A 15298-nucleotide genomic window follows, 5' to 3' on the forward strand; every position below is an offset into this window, starting at 1 on the left:
CGGAGGGAGCGGAGGGAGCGCCTGCTGCGGCGGGCGAGCCCTCCGCTCTCCCGCTGACCCCGTGTCGTCCGTGGGACTGACTCGGCCGCTCCTCCACAGGTGCTCCCTCCGACGTGCGTCCCCACCGGGCCTCCGTCGCGCAGCACCCGGCACCGCGGCGGGAGCAGAATGGGGGTCGGTCCCGCCAGCGGCCGGACCTCGACCGCTACGGAGACATGCATGAACCCCACCGGGAGCTTCCGCGCCGCCCGCGACACCCTCCTGCAGCACCGCACCGATGCGGTCGCCGCGAACGAGGCCTTCCGGTGGCCGGACGTCGGGCCCCGCTTCAACTGGGCGGTGGACTGGTTCGACGCGATCGCCATCGGCAACGAGCGCCCCGCCCTCTGGATCGTGGAGGAGGACGGCTCCGAGGAGAAGTACTCCTTCGACCGGATGCGCTGGCGCTCCGACGAGGTCGCCGCCTGGCTCCACTCGGTCGGCGTCGAGCAGGGCGATCACGTGATGCTCATGCTCGGCAACCGCCTCGAGCTGTGGGAGTCGATGCTCGCGATCATGAAGCTCGGCGCGGTCATCCTCCCCACGACGACCCTGCTCTCACCCGCCGATCTGGCCGACCGCCTCGAGCGCGGCGAGGTCGCGCACGTCATCGCGGACGCCTCCGAGACAGCCAAGTTCGACGAGATGGAGGGCGGCTTCGGCCGCATCGCGGTCGGCGGCGCCATCGAGGGCTGGCTCGACTACGCCGACTCGCTCGAGCCCTTCGGCATCAGCCCGACCGTGGTCGTCCAGAGCTCCGATCCGTGCCTGATCTACTTCACCTCCGGCACCACCTCGAAGCCCAAGATGGTCGTGCACACGCACGAGTCGTACCCCGTGGGGCACCTCAGCACGATGTACTGGCTCGGCGTCCAGCCGGGCGACCTGCACATGGCGATCAGCTCGCCGGGCTGGGGCAAGCACGCGTGGAGCTGCTTCTTCGCGCCGTGGAACGCCGAGGCGACGGTGTTCGTCTACAACTACAGCCGCTTCTCCCCCACCGCTCTGCACCAGCAGCTCGACCGGGCCGAGGTCACCACGTTCTGCGCGCCGCCGACCGTGTGGCGGATGCTGATCCAGTCGGCGCTGGGAGCGAAGCCGCGCGCGCTGACCGAGATCCTCTCGGCGGGCGAGCCGCTCAACCCCGAGGTCATCGCGACCGTCGAGCGGGAGTGGGGACTCACGATCCGCGACGGCTACGGCCAGACCGAGACCACCGCGATCATCGCGAACCCGCCCGGCGCCCCCGTGGTCCCCGGAGCGATGGGTCGCGCGCTGCCCGGCGTCGCCATCGCCCTCGTCGATCCGCTGACCGGCGAGCCCGCCTCCACCGGTGAGATCTGCCTCGACCTGTCCGTCGAGCCCGTCAACCTGATGTCCGGCTACCTCGGCGACGCGGACCGCACCGAGCGCGCCCGCGCCGACGGCTACTTCCACACCGGCGACGTGGCCGTCCGCGCGGTCGACGGCACGATCACCTTCGTCGGCCGCACCGACGACATCTTCAAGTCCTCCGACTTCAAGATCTCGCCGTTCGAGGTCGAGAGCGTCTTGCTGCAGCACCCCGCCGTCGCCGAGTCCGCGGTGGTGCCGGCTCCGGACGAGGTGCGCCACAGCGTGGTGAAGGCGTACGTCACCCTCGCCGAGGGCTGGGAGCCGACCGCCGAGACGGCGAGCGCGATCTTCGCCCACACCCGCGAGCTGCTCTCCTCCTTCGAGCGGGTGCGGCGCCTCGAGTTCCACCCCCTGCCCAAGACGATCTCGGGCAAGATCCGCCGCGTCGAGCTGCGCGAGCGCGAGGAGGAGGCGTTCCGCCGCGGCGAGGAGATCCCCACGGAGTGGCGCGCCGACCGCCTCTAGGCGCGGCGGCCCTCGTCCGCCGGGACACCGCCGCGGCACCGCTGAGACGGCGGCGTCCCGGCGGGGCGGTGGTGTCTCGGCGGGATGCGGTGGGCCGGGACGTCGGCCGCCGGTGACCAGCAGGAGCGGGTGCCGTCAGTGCGGAACCAGCGCGGCGTCGGCGGCGTCCGGATCACAGGTCGGCGATCAGCTCGGCGTCAGCGTGGGCGGACGGCGATCAGCTCGCCGTGGTCGCGGACGCCGGGGGCGCTGCGGCGGAGCGAGTGGGTCACCTCGAGGCCGGCCTGCTCGGCGAGGGCGCGCATCTCGGCGAGCGGATGGAACCACGCCGGTGCGACGGCGTGCGCGAACGCCTCCGTGCGCGGCCCTTCGAAGAAGCCGATCAGCAGGCTTCCGCCCGGTCGGAGGTGCGCGGCGAGCGCCGCTACCGCGCCGGGCAGCTCCGCCGGCGGCAGGTGGATGAGCGAGTACCACGCGAGAACGCCCCCGAGGCCGTCGACGTCGAGCTCGAGCGCCGAGCCGAGCCGGAACGGGACGTCCGGGAACCGCGCTCGAGCCAGCGCGACGAACTCCGGCACCGGGTCGACGCCGACCGCGGCGGCTCCGCGGCGCTGGAGGAACTCCGTCCAGTGCCCGGGCCCGCAGCCCACGTCGGCGACCGTGCCCTCCAGCCCGTCGGCCCACGACCCGATCAGCTCGCGGTCGGCCGCGGGCCCCGCGTCGACCGATCCGAGCAGCGCCGCGTACTCCTCCGCCCGCGCGCCGTACGCGTCCCGCACCTCGTCCATCCGGTGAGCGTAGGCCGTCTCGAAACGGCGCGCAGCGGGCACGCGGAGGCGCGTGGCACGTTCCGCGGTGCCGTTGGCACAGCTCGGCGGCACGGTCCACTGGCGCGTTCTGACGTTCTGGCGCGCCTGCCTCGTGAGCGTTCGCGCCCGGCCTCCCGAGGCGCTCCGCGAGGACGGATCATCGAGGTGCCGCGCCCCGTCCCCGCCCCGAAGGAGACCCGATGACCCCTGCCGACGCCGCCCCCGCCCTGCCCGCCGCCGCCCTCGTCTTCCCCCTGCTCGTCGGCGTCGCGCTGCTCGCCTCGGGCGCGACCGCCCTGCTCCGCGCCGCTGGTCCTCATGGCGTCCGGAGGCGCCTCGAGGAGTCCCGCGCCCGCGCCGCGGCCCTCGGCGGAGGCCCGGGCGCGCGCGGATGCAGCGCTCCCGGCGTCCTCCCGGCCTGCCTGCGGGTCGTCGTCGGCGCCCTCCTCCTGCTGGCCGCCGGCCCGGCCTACACCGCGGCCGCCCTCGTCGCCGCAGCCCTCTGCGCACTCGCCCTCGCGCACGCCGTCCGCCGCTTCGCCCAGGACTCGGAGGGCGACCCGCCCGCCCCGGCCGCGGTCGCCGCCACGGCCGCGCTGCTCGCCTTCGCCACCGTCGCCGCGGCCCAGGGGATCCTCGGATTCACGGGCGTCCCGGCGCACCTCCGGGAGTTCGACCAGCAGGACCTGAGCTGGGCGGCCGCCCTCGTCGGAGTGGTCGCCGCGTGCGGCCTCCTGCAGCTGGCGGGACGCGCAGCGGAACCGGTGGCCGCACCGGCGGCGGGCGTCAGGCGGCGCGGCTGATGCTCGGAGCTCCGACGCTCGATGCGCCCCCGCACCTCGTCCTCGACGGCAGCGCGGTGCGGCTCGCGCCCGCCCGCGGCTCCGTCGCCGTGATCACCTTCTGGGTGCAGTTCCACAACTCCGGCACCGCCGCCCTGCACGACCTCGCCCTGTTCTGCGGCTCCTTCACCGACGGCTCGGGCGTCGAGCTCGACTACGACGAGGCCCCGGTCACCGTCGTCGGCCGGCCCGAGCGGGTCGCCCCGGGAGCGGGATTCGTGGCCGTCGCGCACTACACGATCGCGCCCCTGCGGGCACCGCGGACGCTCCGCCACTCCATCGTGCTGCGGGGCCGCACGAGCGACGACCGGCCCTTCACCGACGTCGCCGCGCTCGAGGTCCACGTCGATCCGAGGCGCACTCCGGAGGTGCGGTTCCGTCCCCCGATGGCGGGATCCGACACCTTGCGGTGGAGGTGAGCGACAATGCGGTCGCATGAAGACTTCTCACCACCGGGCCGGATCGGCCAGGGTAGAGGGATCGCGTCGTACGGAGGACGCGCCAGAGGAAAGGACTCCGCCGTGAGGGGAATCGCAGAAGGCAGCCGACCGATCGTCGATCGCGGAGTGTCCCGCCGGGACACCGCGGCCGCCGCGTGGCTGGCCCAGAGCGGCGTCGACGTCCGCGCGAACGGCGCGTTCCGCATCGTGGCCGACACCCTCTGCAGCGACGGCGTCGACGTGCTCCGGATCTGGCACTCGCCGGCCCGCCTGCACCGCACCTCCGCCATCGGCCCGGGCGTCCGCCTGATCATCCCGCTCGAGGGCGCGCTCGTGATCCAGCCGGATGATCCGGCGGCGCTCGAGGTCCGCGTCGCGCCGGGCGACATCGCCTTCCTCCACTGCGACTCCCCGTTCACGATCGTGACCGACACCCCGAGCGCCCGCACCGAGATCGCCCTCGACCGCCCGCTGCTGGGCCTGGTCGACTCGGCCGACCGTGGCGCCGTCGTCACCGAGGCCGACGCGGCCAGCCGCGGAATCCTGCTCTCGACCGTCAACGCGACCTTCGGCTCCACCCTCGACGCCGACTCCCCCGCCTTCCCCCTGGTGCGGGCCGCCGTCGAGCAGCTGGCGGGCGCTGTGCTGGCGACCTCGCTGCCGCGCGAGAGCAGCGAGGACGTCTACACGCGCGCCCTCGCCCTGATCGCCGCGATGTCCACCGACCCCCGCCTCTCGGTCCAGGAGATCTGCGAGCGCCTCGGCGTCCCGAAGCGGACGCTGCAGCGCACCTTCGCGCGGAACGGCACCACGGTGTTCGACGAGATCCGCCGCGCACGCCTCACGACCGCGCGCGCCCTCCTCGGCGGGAGCGACTCCCCGCCCTCGCCCGAGCACGTGCTGAGCAGCTACGTCCGCTCGCAGCGCCTGCGCCGCGACCTGCTCCACCTCGAGGCGGTGCCCGCCTCGAAGCTGGGCTGACCCCGGGGCCGCAGCGCTCTCCGCGTCGACAGCCCCGTCGGCGGCGGAGGTCACCGCGCGGGCGCACGCCCCCGGTCCGGACGCTCCGGCTCGGAGGCACCGTCGCCGCCCCGCGCTCAGCCCGGGTACGGCACCGCCGCCGCCGGCCACCCCGACGCCGCGAGCTCCGCGCGCAGACGGTGGTGGTGCTGCACGGCGCCGAGGGAGTCGGTGCGGAAGGCGATGGCGAGGGCCGCGTCGGCCCAGTAGGCGTCCCAGCCGGAGTAGCGCTCGAAGACGCGGTCGCCGACGGCGGCCAGCAGCTCCCAGGCCCGTGCCGCCGGGAGGTAGCCGGCGACGTAGGCGTAGCGGATCGCGCCGATCGTGCGCTCGGCGTCGCCCGCGAGCAGGAGGAGCGGCGGACGCCCGTCGACCGCCTGGGCGAGCTCGAGGAGGTGGAACTCGCTGCCGCCGGTGAGCGCGGCGACCCGGGAGCGCATCCGCTCGGCGTCGGCGGAGGCCGAGACCTCGGCGAAGCGGGTCGAGAGCGGCCCGCGGGTGAGCACGTCGGCGACCAGCAGCTCGACGTCGTCGGCCGAGGCGATGCGGAAGTCGCGGTCGAGCGCGACCCGGTGCTCGACGAGCGGATGCAGCGGCAGCTGCTGCCACGGCGCTCCCTTCGCTCCGTCGGCGTAGCGGCGCCGCAGCTCCTCCGGGAGCTCGGCCCAGGAGGGCTGGAAGGCGAGGGAGGAGTTCCAGCCGGCGAACGAGAAGTCGCTGACCGCGTCGAGCGCGAGCAGCTGCTGCTGGCGGAGGGACGGGGTCGGCGAGCCGGCCGCGCCGAGGTACGCGAGCTGCTCGCGGCGCGGCGCGCGCGCATCCCACTGCTGGAAGCCGACCGTGGCGGCGAGCAGCCCGAAGGCCAGAGCGAACGCGAACGCCGTGAACGCGACGACGCTCTCGCCGCCGCCGAGCGCGAGCCCCCACGCGAAGCCGACCAGGCCCACCGGAGCCGCGAAGGCGGTCACCAGGAGCGCGCGGCGTCCGGCGCCCTGACCGCGCCGGTGCGCATCGGCCGCCCGCGCGTAGCGCAGCCGGGGTCGGACGGGGAACTCGACGTCTCCGGGATGGTTCTGCAGCGGCACGGTCGCAGCCTAGGGGCGCGGGTCGCGTCGATGTGTGCTTGCCTGGTCGCATGACTCTCGCCGAAGCACTCCTCGAGCGGGCCGACCTGCAGAAGCGGATCGAGGCCCTCCAGTCGCGGATCGTCGCGAACGCCTCCTACCAGGAGGGAGAGGAGCCGACCGAGGACCCGGCCGAGCTGCTCGCCGACTGCACTCGCGCGCTGGGCGAGCTCGAGCGGCTGGTCACGGCGATCAACCTCACCAACGCGACGGCGACCACTCCCAACGGAGAGGTGCTGACCGCGGCGCTCGCCCGGCGCGAGGCCCTGCGCGCCCGGCACAGCCTCCTGACCCGCGCGGCCGACGCGGCCGCCGGCGAGCGCGGCTACCGCCAGCTCCGGAGCGAGCTGCGCCGCCTGCCCGCGCTGCCGGTGCGGGAGCTGCGCGAGCAGGCGGACGCCGTGGCGCGCGAGCTGCGCGGGCTCGACGCCGACGTCCAGAGGACGAACTGGGGGGTCGAGCTGCAGAGCTGACACGAGACGCGGTGAGTCGGTAGGCGCACCGGAGCGAGCACGCACCGTCGGGCCGGCGGTTCATCCGGCCCTCTGTCACGCGGTGGGCAGCGTCCCGGCTCCGGCCGTCACTCACAGCCCAGCACCGAGGACCGGTGACCGCGCAGACAGGACACCTCATCACCATGTGCTGGCCGGTGCGCCGAGGGCGGGTTCGGGGACCTCACCGCGTCTCGGGCGCACGCGGACGCACGTCGGGTCGGGCCGGGATCTTCTCGAACGGGCGCGTTGACGCACGCCGGGCTCGGGGCAGCGGCTTTTCGAACGGGCACGTGGACGCCTGCCGGGTCCGGGCCGGCGTCCGGCCGCCCCCGCCCGGCCGCGCCCGCCCTCCCCGCCGCTCAGTACTCGATGCGCCCGCGCCGGTCGTGGAACTCGCCCGTCGGCCCGTCGGAGCCGAGCAGGGCGAGCGCGACGGTCGCGTCCGTGCCCTCGGTGACGGTCTGGTGCCCGCCGTGTCCGTTGAAGTCGGTCGCGGTGTATCCGGGGTCGCTCGCGTTGATCCGCATCGCCGGCAGGTTCTTCGCGTACTGCACGGTGAGCGCGACGACCGCCGCCTTCGAGGCCGCGTAGGGGATCGCGGTGACGGGGAACTCGTCGTGGCCCTCGGTGCTCAGCCAGCGCGGCCAGCCGACTCCGGACGCCACGTTCACGACGACCGGGGCCGCGGAGGCCCGCAGCAGCGGGAGCGCGGCCTGCGTGACACGGACGATGCCGACGACGTTCGTCTCGAGGACGCCCGCCATCGCCTCCGGGGTGAGGTCGTCGACGCCGAACGAGGTGCCGAGCACGCCGGCGTTGTTGACGAGCACGTCGAGCCCGGGCAGGGAGGCGATCGCGGAGTCGACGCTCGCCTGATCGGTGACGTCGAGGCGGACGGGGTGGGCGCCGAGCGCGCGGGCGGCGTCGCCGTCGGCGGTGTCGCGCATGCCGGCGTAGACGGTGTGGCCCGCCTCGAGGAGTCGGCGGGCGGTCTCGAGGCCGAGGGAGCGGTTCGCTCCGGTGATGAGTGTCGTGGTCATGCGCCCATCTTGCGCGGGTCGTCGGGCCTCGACCAGGCCGCGCTCGACGGGGGGACCGGCAGTACCTGGCTCGGCGACGGCGGGCGGAGGAGGATGGGCGGCATGGAGGAGTTCGCCACGGTGCTGCGCTCGTGGCGCGACCGCATCCGTCCCGCCGACGTCGGCCTGCCCGCGGGCTCGGGCCGCCGCGCCACGGGCCTGCGCCGCGAGGAGCTGGCGGCACTCTCGGGCGTGAGCGTCGACTACCTCGTGCGGCTCGAGCAGGGACGCGCACGGAACCCGTCGCCGTCGATGCTCCGCTCTCTCGCGGTGGCGCTCCGGCTCACGGACAGCGAGCGCGACCACCTCTACCGGGTCGCCGGTGCCGCCGTCCCCTCGCCGGGCGTCGTGCCGCAGCACGTGAGCCCGGGCGTGCAGCGGATCGTCGACCGCCTGGGCGACGTGCCGCTCGCGGTGTTCACGGCGGCCCACGACATCCTGCTGTGGAACCCGCTCTGGGCCGCCCTGAACGGCGACCCCTCGGTGTACACCGGGCTGGAGCGGAACCTCGTCTGGCGGCACTTCACCTCCGGCCACGCCGGCACCGAGTTCGACGCGCAGCACGAGGAGGACTTCGCGAGCGACCTCGCGGCCGACCTGCGCGCGGCGACCGGGCGCTACCCGCGCGATCCGGCGCTCACCGCCCTCGTCGCCCGGCTGCGCGAGGAGTCGCCCGAGTTCGAGCGGCGCTGGGCGGAGGCGCGCATCGCCGAGCACCGCGCGAGCCGGAAGACGGTGACGCGGACGCCCGTCGGACCGATCACGATCGACTGCGACGTGCTCACGGCTCCGGGCACCGACCTGCGGATCGTCGTCTACACGGTGGCGCCGGGCAGCGAGGACGAGGCGCGGCTCGACCTGCTGCGGGTGACGGGGCTGCAGGCGCTGAGCACGGCGCCGGCGTGAAGCGGGCAGGCGCGGCTGGGGCGCGCACAGCGGAGCGGGGCGCTGGCTGAACCGGGCTGAGCTGAGTCGAGCGGGCCGGGCTGAGCCGAGCCGCCGGGCGGGGTAGGCCGGGCTCGTCCCACGACGGGCGGGGCTCGGCGCGGCCGACGGCGCAACCTGCCGATGCGGGCGAGCGGCGGCGAGTGACGGCCGAGGTGGACGGCGAGACGCGTCCGCGGCGCCGACGTCCGCGTCCCCGGACCGCCCGCCTCCCCGCTCAGGACGCGCAGTACGCGGTGATGAACGCGTAGAGCTCGCCCTTCTGCTCGGGGGTCGCGGCGACGACGACGGTGCCCTGCCGGCCCGCGGTTTCGACGGTGACAGGCAGGCGCGTGCCGACCTTGTCCTCGGCGAGCGCGTGGGTGTCGCAGCGGGTGGGGACGGCGTCCAGGACCACGGAGTCGAGGGTCCCGGCGGGCACGGAGCGGTCGAGGGTCCAGGCGTCGGCGGCGTCGGGCGGCTGCAGCAGGATCGTGGCGTCGACGCTGCGGAGCACGAGGGGGGTGCCCCGGACGTCGGCGGTGATGGTGAGGCGCGCCGGCTCGTGCGCGGCGCCTCCGGACGTGTCGATCCGCAGGGCGAGGTCGGCGTCGACGGTGCGGGCGAAGCATCCGGACCGGGCGAGAGCGTCGACGAACGAGAACGGGTCGTCGGCGGGGTACGCGTGCTCGCCGTGGCCGTCGATGGCGAGGACGACCTCGAGCGCAGCGGGCGCTTCCGCGACCGGGCAGGCGGGCTCGGGCACGTCGACGCGGAGGTCTCGCGAGGCCCCGTCGGGGACGCCCGTGCCGCCGGTCCAGGTGAGCGGGGCGGCGAGGCGCGGGTCCGTGAGGCGGGCCGCGGTGACCTCGATCGGGACGCCGCTGCCGTTGTGGACCTCGAAGGCCATGGTGCCGCCGGCGATGTCGGAGCGGTTCTGCTGGACGGAGACGGTGACCCCGGGAGCCGGGGCGGACGAGGCGGAGGAGCGGGCCGGGTCGGGGGTGGCCTGAGTCGGAGTGGCCTGAGCCGGGGTGGCGGTGGTCGGAGCCACGGCGGCCGCCTCGGTGCCGCTCGGGACGCCTGTCGCGCCTCCCGGCGCGCAGGCCGCGAGGGCGGGCAGGAGGAGCAGCGCGGCGGCGAGGGCGCGGAGGCGTCGCATCGTGCCTCCCTCCGCTCGCCGTCAGTCTGGCGCCCCGGCCCCCTCTCCGCGAGCGGGCGCTCCGGCACCCCCAGCTCGATCGATGCGTCACGAACGGTCGCCACGGCGGGCGGATGACGACCGTTCGTGACGCATCGCCGGAGCGACAGGGGGTGAGGACGCGGGGACGCGCACCCATCCGGGTGTGCGTCCGCTCCGAAGAAGGGCGGGGACTTCAGGAGGAGACAGATGGCACGCGGCAGATGGCACGTCGGCACGATCGTCGCGCGAGTGCGCGCATCCGCAGCGATCGGGGCCTCCGGGCTCGAGGCGGTGGAGCGGGCGGAGCGCCGGGCAGAGGTCCTGCGCATCGCCGGGGGAGTCGACTCCGGTCGTCTCGGCGACGACCAGGCGATCGCGGCGTTCGGCCGGATCGTCGACGGCCTACAGCGCGACCTGCCCGGCTCGGCGCTCGGCGCCTAGCCCGCGAGGCCGGCGTCCCGGCACCCGCCCGAAGCGGACACCCGCCGGGCCGGCATCCCGAGCCTCCGCGCGGCGCTGAAATCCGCCGGGCGAGCGTGCCGACGGCCCACTGGGCGCGGAGACCCGCCAGCCCGGCACCCCGAGCGCCAGCCCGGCACCCCGAGCACCCGCGCGCCGCAGAGCCCCGCTACCCCAGCGTCCCGAGCGCGATCCGCGGCAGCAGCCGCTGGATCGCGACGGCCGCCGCGCCGCGCGCCCACTCCACGAGCCCGCCGTCGTCGACGAGCAGCGCCAGGGGCGGAGCGTCCGGGTCGCGCGTGGCCGCGATCGCGGCGTCCACCACCGCGGCCTGCTCCGTGTAGAGGGCGACGCCCTCCCCGGCCAGGATCACCGTGCCGGACATCGAGAGGTTGCCGATCGCGGCGATCATCGTCCCGAGCGCCGTGCCGGAGTCGGCGAGGATGCGCTCGGCACCGGGGTCGCCCGCGCGAGCGGCGGCGAAGCCCTCGGCCAGGGTCAGCTCGCGGCCGGTGGCGACGAAGAGCTGGCGGAGGAGCGAGGGCAGGCTGAGCATCGCGGTCGAGCAGCCGCGGTGGCCGGCCTCGCAGACGGGGCCGGTGGGATCCAGCGGGTAGTGGCCGCCCAGGCCGAGCCCCGCCTCCGGGGGCGCGACCACCCGGTCGTGCACCACCAGTCCGTAGCCGACGCCCGCGCCGACCGTGAGCACCGCGAAGTGCGGGATGCCGCGGCCGCGCCCGAACCAGTGCTCGGCGCCCGTGAGCGCGACCACGTCGTTCTCGAGGGCGACCGGCAGCCCGAGGGCGGCGGAGAGCGGAGCGGCGAGGTCGACGTCGCGCCAGCCGAGGAACGGCGCGCGGCTCACCCGGCCGTCGGCGGCGATGCTCCCGCCGAGCGTCACGCCCAGGCCCGCGAAGGCGGAGGGGCCGCCGAGCTCGTCGACGACCGAGACGATCGCGGCGATGACGTCGGCGGGCTCCGTCCCCGGCAGCGGGCGGACCAGCTCCCGCTCGGTGCGCGCGCGCAGGTCGGTGCGGACGGCGAGGACCTCGGTGCCGGTGATCTTCACGCCCGCGAAGCTCAGCGCGTCGGCGCGGATGTCGAGCGGGCGGGCGGGGCGGCCGACTCCGGTGCTCTGCTCGAGGCCCTCGACGACCAGGCCGCCGTCGAGGAACGGGCGCGCGAGCCGGGTCAGGCTGGCGGGCGAGAGGCCGAGGCGGCGGCCGAGCTCGGCCCGCGAGACGGGACCGTGGATCAGGACCTCGCGCGCCAGGAGCTCGGAGGAGCTCCCGGAGGCGTCCTCGGCGACGATGGTGTCGGTCACGGGGCTCCTTCTTTCCGGCCTGGTAGAAAGCTACCGGCAGTGCGCCGCTCCAGGAACGGATCCGGACACTCGCGCCGCTCTTGACACCCCTATTACTTCTGCTCTAGAAATAAGCCATGCACCGCAGCATCGCCCCCACGAACGACTCCGTGACCCTCTCCGGCCAGGAATCGCGCCTCTTCCACCTGCAGGACGGGGGCACCAGCGTCGTCATCGACGCCCGCCTCGTCACCTTCCCCACGATCGTGCACTGGGGCGCCGCGCTCGGAGATCTTTCCGCCGCCGAACTATCCGCCCTCGCCGACGCCGCCCTCCCCCAGCGCGTCTCGGGCGGACTCGACGCCTTCGCGCCGTTCGGCCTCGTCGCCGTCGAGGCCGACGGCTGGCAGCACGCCCCCACCTTCGAGGGCACCCACGAGCGCTCGGCCGCGTCGGAGCGGTTCGAGGTCGAGAGCATCGAGGCGCTCGGCTCCGCCCTCCGGACCGTCGCCACCGGCGCGGGCGTGCGCCTGACCGTGGACCTCGAGGTCGACGCGGCCGGCCTGCTCACCCAGCGCGCCCGGGTTGAGAACCTCGACACCCGCCCGTTCCGCCTCGAGCGCTTAGAGCTCGGCTTCCCGCTCCCCGCGACCGCGCGCGAGATCCTCGACACCACCGGCCACCACCTCCGCGAGCGCCACCCGCAGCGCCGCCCGCTGACCATCGGCGAGCACACCCGCCGCACCCGCCGCGGCCGCCCCGGCGCCGACGCGACCCTCCTCCTCGCCGCGGGCACGCCCGGCTTCGGCTGGGAGCGCGGGCTCGTGCACGGCGTCCACCTCGGCTGGAGCGGCGACACCTCGCTCCGCGCCGAGCGCACCGTCGAGGGCGTCTCGCTCCTCGCGGCCGGCGAGCTGCTGCGGCCCGCCGAGATCGAGCTCGCGCAGGGCGAGAGCTACGAGACCCCGGTCGCCTACGGCTCCTGGGGCGACGGGCTCAGCGCTCTGCAGGCCCGGTTCCACGCGTCGCTCCGCGCCCGCCCGCAGCACCCCGTCGCTCCGCGGCCCGTCACCCTCAACACCTGGGAGGCCGTCTACTTCGACCACGACCTCGCTCGCCTCACCGCCCTCGCCGAGCGGGCCGCGCGGATCGGGGTCGAGCGCTTCGTGCTCGACGACGGCTGGTTCCTCGGCCGCCGCGACGACACCGCGGCGCTCGGCGACTGGACCGTCGACCCTTCGGTCTGGCCGGAGGGCCTCACTCCGCTGACGGACGTCGTCACCGGCCTGGGCATGCAGTTCGGCCTCTGGGTGGAGCCCGAGATGATCAGCCCCGACTCCGACCTGGCCCGCGCCCACCCGGAGTGGATCCTCGGCCCGGCCGGCCATCTCCCGGCCTCGGGGCGGCAGCAGCAGGTGCTCGACCTCTCGCAGCGCGGCGCGTTCGAGCACGTGCTCGACGCCCTCGACGCGCTGCTGATCGAGTACCCGATCGCGTACCTCAAGTGGGACCACAACCGCGACGTGATCGAGGCGGTCTCGCCCGCCACCGGTCGCTCCGCCGTCCACGAGAACGTGCTCGCGCTCTACCGCCTGCTCGACGAGCTGCGCTCCCGGCATCCCGGCGTCGAGATCGAGTCGTGCGCCTCCGGGGGCGCCCGCGTCGACCTCGGGATCCTCGCCCGCACCGATCGCATCTGGACGAGCGACTGCATCGACCCGCTCGAGCGGCAGACCATCCAGCCCTTCACCCAGCTGGTGGTGCCGCCCGAGCTGATGGGGCAGCACATCGGAGGGCCGCGGTCGCACTCGACGCAGCGCACCCACTCGCTCGCCTTCCGCGCCGGCACCGCGCTGCCCGGCCACCTCGGCATCGAGTGGGACGTCTCGGATCTCGCCCCCGCCGTCGAGGAGGAGCTGACCGCCTGGGTCGCCTTCCACCGCGAGCACCGGGCGCTGCTGCACACCGGGACGGTCGTGCGCGCCGACCTCGCCGACGACGCCGCCTCGCTCTCCGGAGTCGTCGCCGCCGACCGCTCCGCCGCCCTCTTCACCTTCGCCCAGCTGCGCACCGGCGAGACCTACCCGCCCGGCCGGATCACGCTCCCGGGCCTGGACCCGGAGCGCACCTACTCCGTGGCGCTCGCCCCGGTCACGTCGCCGCTCGGCGGCCCCGGGCAGTCGCCGCTCGGCTGGGCCGAGCACGGGACCGCGCTCCGCGGCCGCGTGCTGGGCACCGTCGGGCTCCAGGCCCCCGTCCTCGATCCGGAGCAGCTCGTCGTGCTCGTGCTCACCGCCCTCTGACCCGCCCTCCCGGCGCCGGAGCCGACCCCGCTCCCCCGCCGCCGCACCTGCTCTCGCACCGCCCTCCGTGGTCGAGCGCGCCCTGAGACCTGTCCCCACGCGCAAGGAGGCGCCGCATGTCCGCTCATCCGCATCCCCCCGGGTTCTCCCGGCGGCTGTTCCTCTCGGTGCCGCTCGCCGCGGCGTCCGCCGCCGCCCTCGCCTCCTGCGCCTCCCCCGGCGCCGGCGACGGAGTGACCACGCTCGACTTCTTCCAGTTCAAGGCGGAGGCGGTGGAGGACTTCGCGCGGATCATCCGCGAGTTCGAGGCGGCCAACCCGGACATCCGGGTCGTCGCCAACAACGTGCCCGACCCCGACACGGCCATCCGCACCCTGCTCGTCAAGGACAAGGTGCCGGACGTGCTGACCCTGAACGGCAGCGGCTACTACGCCGACCTCGCGAAGGCCGGCGTGTTCCACGACTTCACCGGCGACGAGCTGGTCGAGCGGGTGAACCCGGCGGCCCTCGACATCCTCGCCGCCCTCGGCAGCTTCGAGGGGAAGGAGGTGAACGCGCTCGCCTTCGCGAACAACGCGGACGGGATCCTCTACAACCGCACGATCTTCGCCGAGAACGGGATCGAGGTGCCGACCACCTGGGGAGAGCTGATCGCCGTCTGCGAGACGCTCACCGCCGCCGGGATCACTCCCTTCTACGGCGCCCTGCTCGACAACTGGACCGGTGCCCCCGCCTTCAACGCGCTCGGCGGGCAGCTGCAGCCGGACGGCTTCTTCGACGCGATGCGCGAGGAGGGAGCGGCACTCGGCCCCGACTCCCCCGTCTCGTTCACGAAGGACTACGCCACGACGATGGAGCGGCTCGGGCAGCTCTTCTCGTACACGCAGGAGGGCTCGTTCGGCCGCGGCTACGACGACGGCAACCAGGCCTTCGCCGCGGGCGAGGCGGCCATGTACCCGCAGGGCATCTGGGCGATCAACCCGGTGCGCACGAACAACCCGGACATCGACCTCGGCGTCTTCCCCTACCCGGTGCTCGACGACCCGGCGGACACGCGGGTCACCTCGGGCGTCGACGTGGCCGTCGCCATCGGCCGCGGCACCCCGAAGCTCGAGGCGGCCCGCCGCTTCGTCGACTTCCTGCTGACCCCCGGAGTCGTCGAGCCGTACGTTGAGAGCCAGGCCGCCTTCTCGCCGCTGGTCGGCGCCGCACCCAACTCGGACCCCACGCTGGCCGAGCTGCAGCCCTACTTCGAGCAGGGACGGCTGATCGGCTTCGTCGACCACCAGATCCCCGCGAGCATCCCGCTCAACCCCACGCTCCAGGCGTTCCTCGCCAGCGGGGACGCCGACGCGGCGCTCCGGACCCTCGACAGTGAGTGGCGCAAAGTCGCGGCACGCACGACCAGGAAGTGACCCC

The 15298-nt window shown here is 74.9% G+C and carries 14 protein-coding genes; 9 read left to right on the plus strand and 5 right to left on the minus strand.

Annotated elements, in window-relative coordinates:
* The first annotated feature begins 219 nt into the window (after positions 1-219).
* The gene (locus C5B92_RS06045) at positions 220-1899 is read left to right on the plus strand and encodes an AMP-binding protein (protein WP_104256545.1); all 1680 of its coding nucleotides are present in this window, start codon (positions 220-222) and stop codon (positions 1897-1899) included.
* Positions 1900-2096: 197 nt separating this feature from the next.
* Here the strand turns inward: C5B92_RS06045 and C5B92_RS06050 are convergent, their stop codons facing one another.
* Positions 2097-2687, minus strand: coding sequence for a trans-aconitate 2-methyltransferase (locus C5B92_RS06050; RefSeq protein ID WP_104256546.1), 591 nt, complete (start codon positions 2685-2687; stop codon positions 2097-2099).
* A gap of 221 nt (positions 2688-2908) precedes the next feature.
* Between C5B92_RS06050 and C5B92_RS06055 the strand changes: the two genes are divergently transcribed.
* The 3 genes from C5B92_RS06055 (at position 2909) to C5B92_RS06065 (ending at position 4971) form a co-directional block, all read left to right on the plus strand.
* Positions 2909-3511, plus strand: coding sequence for a hypothetical protein (locus C5B92_RS06055; protein ID WP_104256547.1), 603 nt, complete (start codon positions 2909-2911; stop codon positions 3509-3511).
* Positions 3511-3969: a hypothetical protein gene (locus tag C5B92_RS06060; RefSeq protein ID WP_104256548.1), complete on the plus strand. Its 459-nt coding sequence runs from the start codon at positions 3511-3513 to the stop codon at positions 3967-3969. The genes C5B92_RS06055 and C5B92_RS06060 overlap by 1 nt, the downstream gene beginning before the upstream one ends.
* A gap of 147 nt (positions 3970-4116) precedes the next feature.
* Positions 4117-4971: a helix-turn-helix domain-containing protein gene (locus tag C5B92_RS06065; protein ID WP_181028751.1), complete on the plus strand. Its 855-nt coding sequence runs from the start codon at positions 4117-4119 to the stop codon at positions 4969-4971.
* A gap of 116 nt (positions 4972-5087) precedes the next feature.
* Here C5B92_RS06065 and C5B92_RS06070 read toward each other — a convergent pair whose 3' ends face one another.
* On the minus strand, positions 5088-6095 hold the full coding sequence (locus C5B92_RS06070; RefSeq protein ID WP_104256550.1) for a DUF1266 domain-containing protein: 1008 nt from the start codon (positions 6093-6095) through the stop codon (positions 5088-5090).
* Between the two features lie 50 nt (positions 6096-6145).
* Here C5B92_RS06070 and C5B92_RS06075 point away from each other — a divergent pair, with 50 nt between their 5' ends.
* On the plus strand, positions 6146-6607 hold the full coding sequence (locus C5B92_RS06075) for a DIP1984 family protein (RefSeq protein WP_104256551.1): 462 nt from the start codon (positions 6146-6148) through the stop codon (positions 6605-6607).
* A gap of 380 nt (positions 6608-6987) precedes the next feature.
* On the opposite strand, the gene C5B92_RS06080 is transcribed toward C5B92_RS06075, so the two are convergent.
* Positions 6988-7668, minus strand: coding sequence for an SDR family NAD(P)-dependent oxidoreductase (locus C5B92_RS06080; protein WP_104227483.1), 681 nt, complete (start codon positions 7666-7668; stop codon positions 6988-6990).
* Positions 7669-7770: 102 nt separating this feature from the next.
* On the opposite strand from C5B92_RS06080, the gene C5B92_RS06085 reads away from it, so the two are divergent.
* On the plus strand, positions 7771-8613 hold the full coding sequence (locus C5B92_RS06085; protein WP_104255236.1) for a helix-turn-helix transcriptional regulator: 843 nt from the start codon (positions 7771-7773) through the stop codon (positions 8611-8613).
* Between the two features lie 256 nt (positions 8614-8869).
* Here the strand turns inward: C5B92_RS06085 and C5B92_RS06090 are convergent, their stop codons facing one another.
* The gene (locus C5B92_RS06090; RefSeq protein WP_104326863.1) at positions 8870-9793 is read right to left on the minus strand and encodes a hypothetical protein; all 924 of its coding nucleotides are present in this window, start codon (positions 9791-9793) and stop codon (positions 8870-8872) included.
* 228 nt (positions 9794-10021) lie between these two features.
* Here C5B92_RS06090 and C5B92_RS06095 point away from each other — a divergent pair, with 228 nt between their 5' ends.
* On the plus strand, positions 10022-10255 hold the full coding sequence (locus tag C5B92_RS06095) for a hypothetical protein (RefSeq protein ID WP_104255235.1): 234 nt from the start codon (positions 10022-10024) through the stop codon (positions 10253-10255).
* A 187-nt stretch (positions 10256-10442) separates the two neighbouring features.
* On the opposite strand, the gene C5B92_RS06100 is transcribed toward C5B92_RS06095, so the two are convergent.
* Positions 10443-11597: an ROK family transcriptional regulator gene (locus C5B92_RS06100; protein WP_104255234.1), complete on the minus strand. Its 1155-nt coding sequence runs from the start codon at positions 11595-11597 to the stop codon at positions 10443-10445.
* A gap of 116 nt (positions 11598-11713) precedes the next feature.
* On the opposite strand from C5B92_RS06100, the gene C5B92_RS06105 reads away from it, so the two are divergent.
* On the plus strand, positions 11714-13879 hold the full coding sequence (locus tag C5B92_RS06105; RefSeq protein ID WP_104255233.1) for an alpha-galactosidase: 2166 nt from the start codon (positions 11714-11716) through the stop codon (positions 13877-13879).
* Positions 13880-13995: 116 nt separating this feature from the next.
* On the plus strand, positions 13996-15294 hold the full coding sequence (locus tag C5B92_RS06110; protein ID WP_104255232.1) for an ABC transporter substrate-binding protein: 1299 nt from the start codon (positions 13996-13998) through the stop codon (positions 15292-15294).
* Positions 15295-15298 lie beyond the last annotated feature (4 nt).

Origin of the sequence: Rathayibacter sp. AY1A4 (assembly GCF_002930955.1) — a bacterium.
In the GTDB taxonomy this organism is placed as follows: domain Bacteria; phylum Actinomycetota; class Actinomycetes; order Actinomycetales; family Microbacteriaceae; genus Rathayibacter.

What these genes read in the sequence shown, in the direction of transcription:
- C5B92_RS06055 (WP_104256547.1), top strand. Translation starts at nt 2,909, where the DNA reads ATGACCCCTGCCGACGCCGCCCCCGCCCTGCCCGCCGCCGCCCTCGTC.
- C5B92_RS06050 (WP_104256546.1), bottom strand. Translation starts at nt 2,687, where the DNA reads ATGGACGAGGTGCGGGACGCGTACGGCGCGCGGGCGGAGGAGTACGCG.
- C5B92_RS06110 (WP_104255232.1), top strand. Translation starts at nt 13,996, where the DNA reads ATGTCCGCTCATCCGCATCCCCCCGGGTTCTCCCGGCGGCTGTTCCTC.
- C5B92_RS06080 (WP_104227483.1), bottom strand. Translation starts at nt 7,668, where the DNA reads ATGACCACGACACTCATCACCGGAGCGAACCGCTCCCTCGGCCTCGAG.
- C5B92_RS06045 (WP_104256545.1), top strand. Translation starts at nt 220, where the DNA reads ATGAACCCCACCGGGAGCTTCCGCGCCGCCCGCGACACCCTCCTGCAG.
- C5B92_RS06075 (WP_104256551.1), top strand. Translation starts at nt 6,146, where the DNA reads ATGACTCTCGCCGAAGCACTCCTCGAGCGGGCCGACCTGCAGAAGCGG.
- C5B92_RS06105 (WP_104255233.1), top strand. Translation starts at nt 11,714, where the DNA reads ATGCACCGCAGCATCGCCCCCACGAACGACTCCGTGACCCTCTCCGGC.
- C5B92_RS06090 (WP_104326863.1), bottom strand. Translation starts at nt 9,793, where the DNA reads ATGCGACGCCTCCGCGCCCTCGCCGCCGCGCTGCTCCTCCTGCCCGCC.
- C5B92_RS06060 (WP_104256548.1), top strand. Translation starts at nt 3,511, where the DNA reads ATGCTCGGAGCTCCGACGCTCGATGCGCCCCCGCACCTCGTCCTCGAC.
- C5B92_RS06095 (WP_104255235.1), top strand. Translation starts at nt 10,022, where the DNA reads ATGGCACGCGGCAGATGGCACGTCGGCACGATCGTCGCGCGAGTGCGC.
- C5B92_RS06085 (WP_104255236.1), top strand. Translation starts at nt 7,771, where the DNA reads ATGGAGGAGTTCGCCACGGTGCTGCGCTCGTGGCGCGACCGCATCCGT.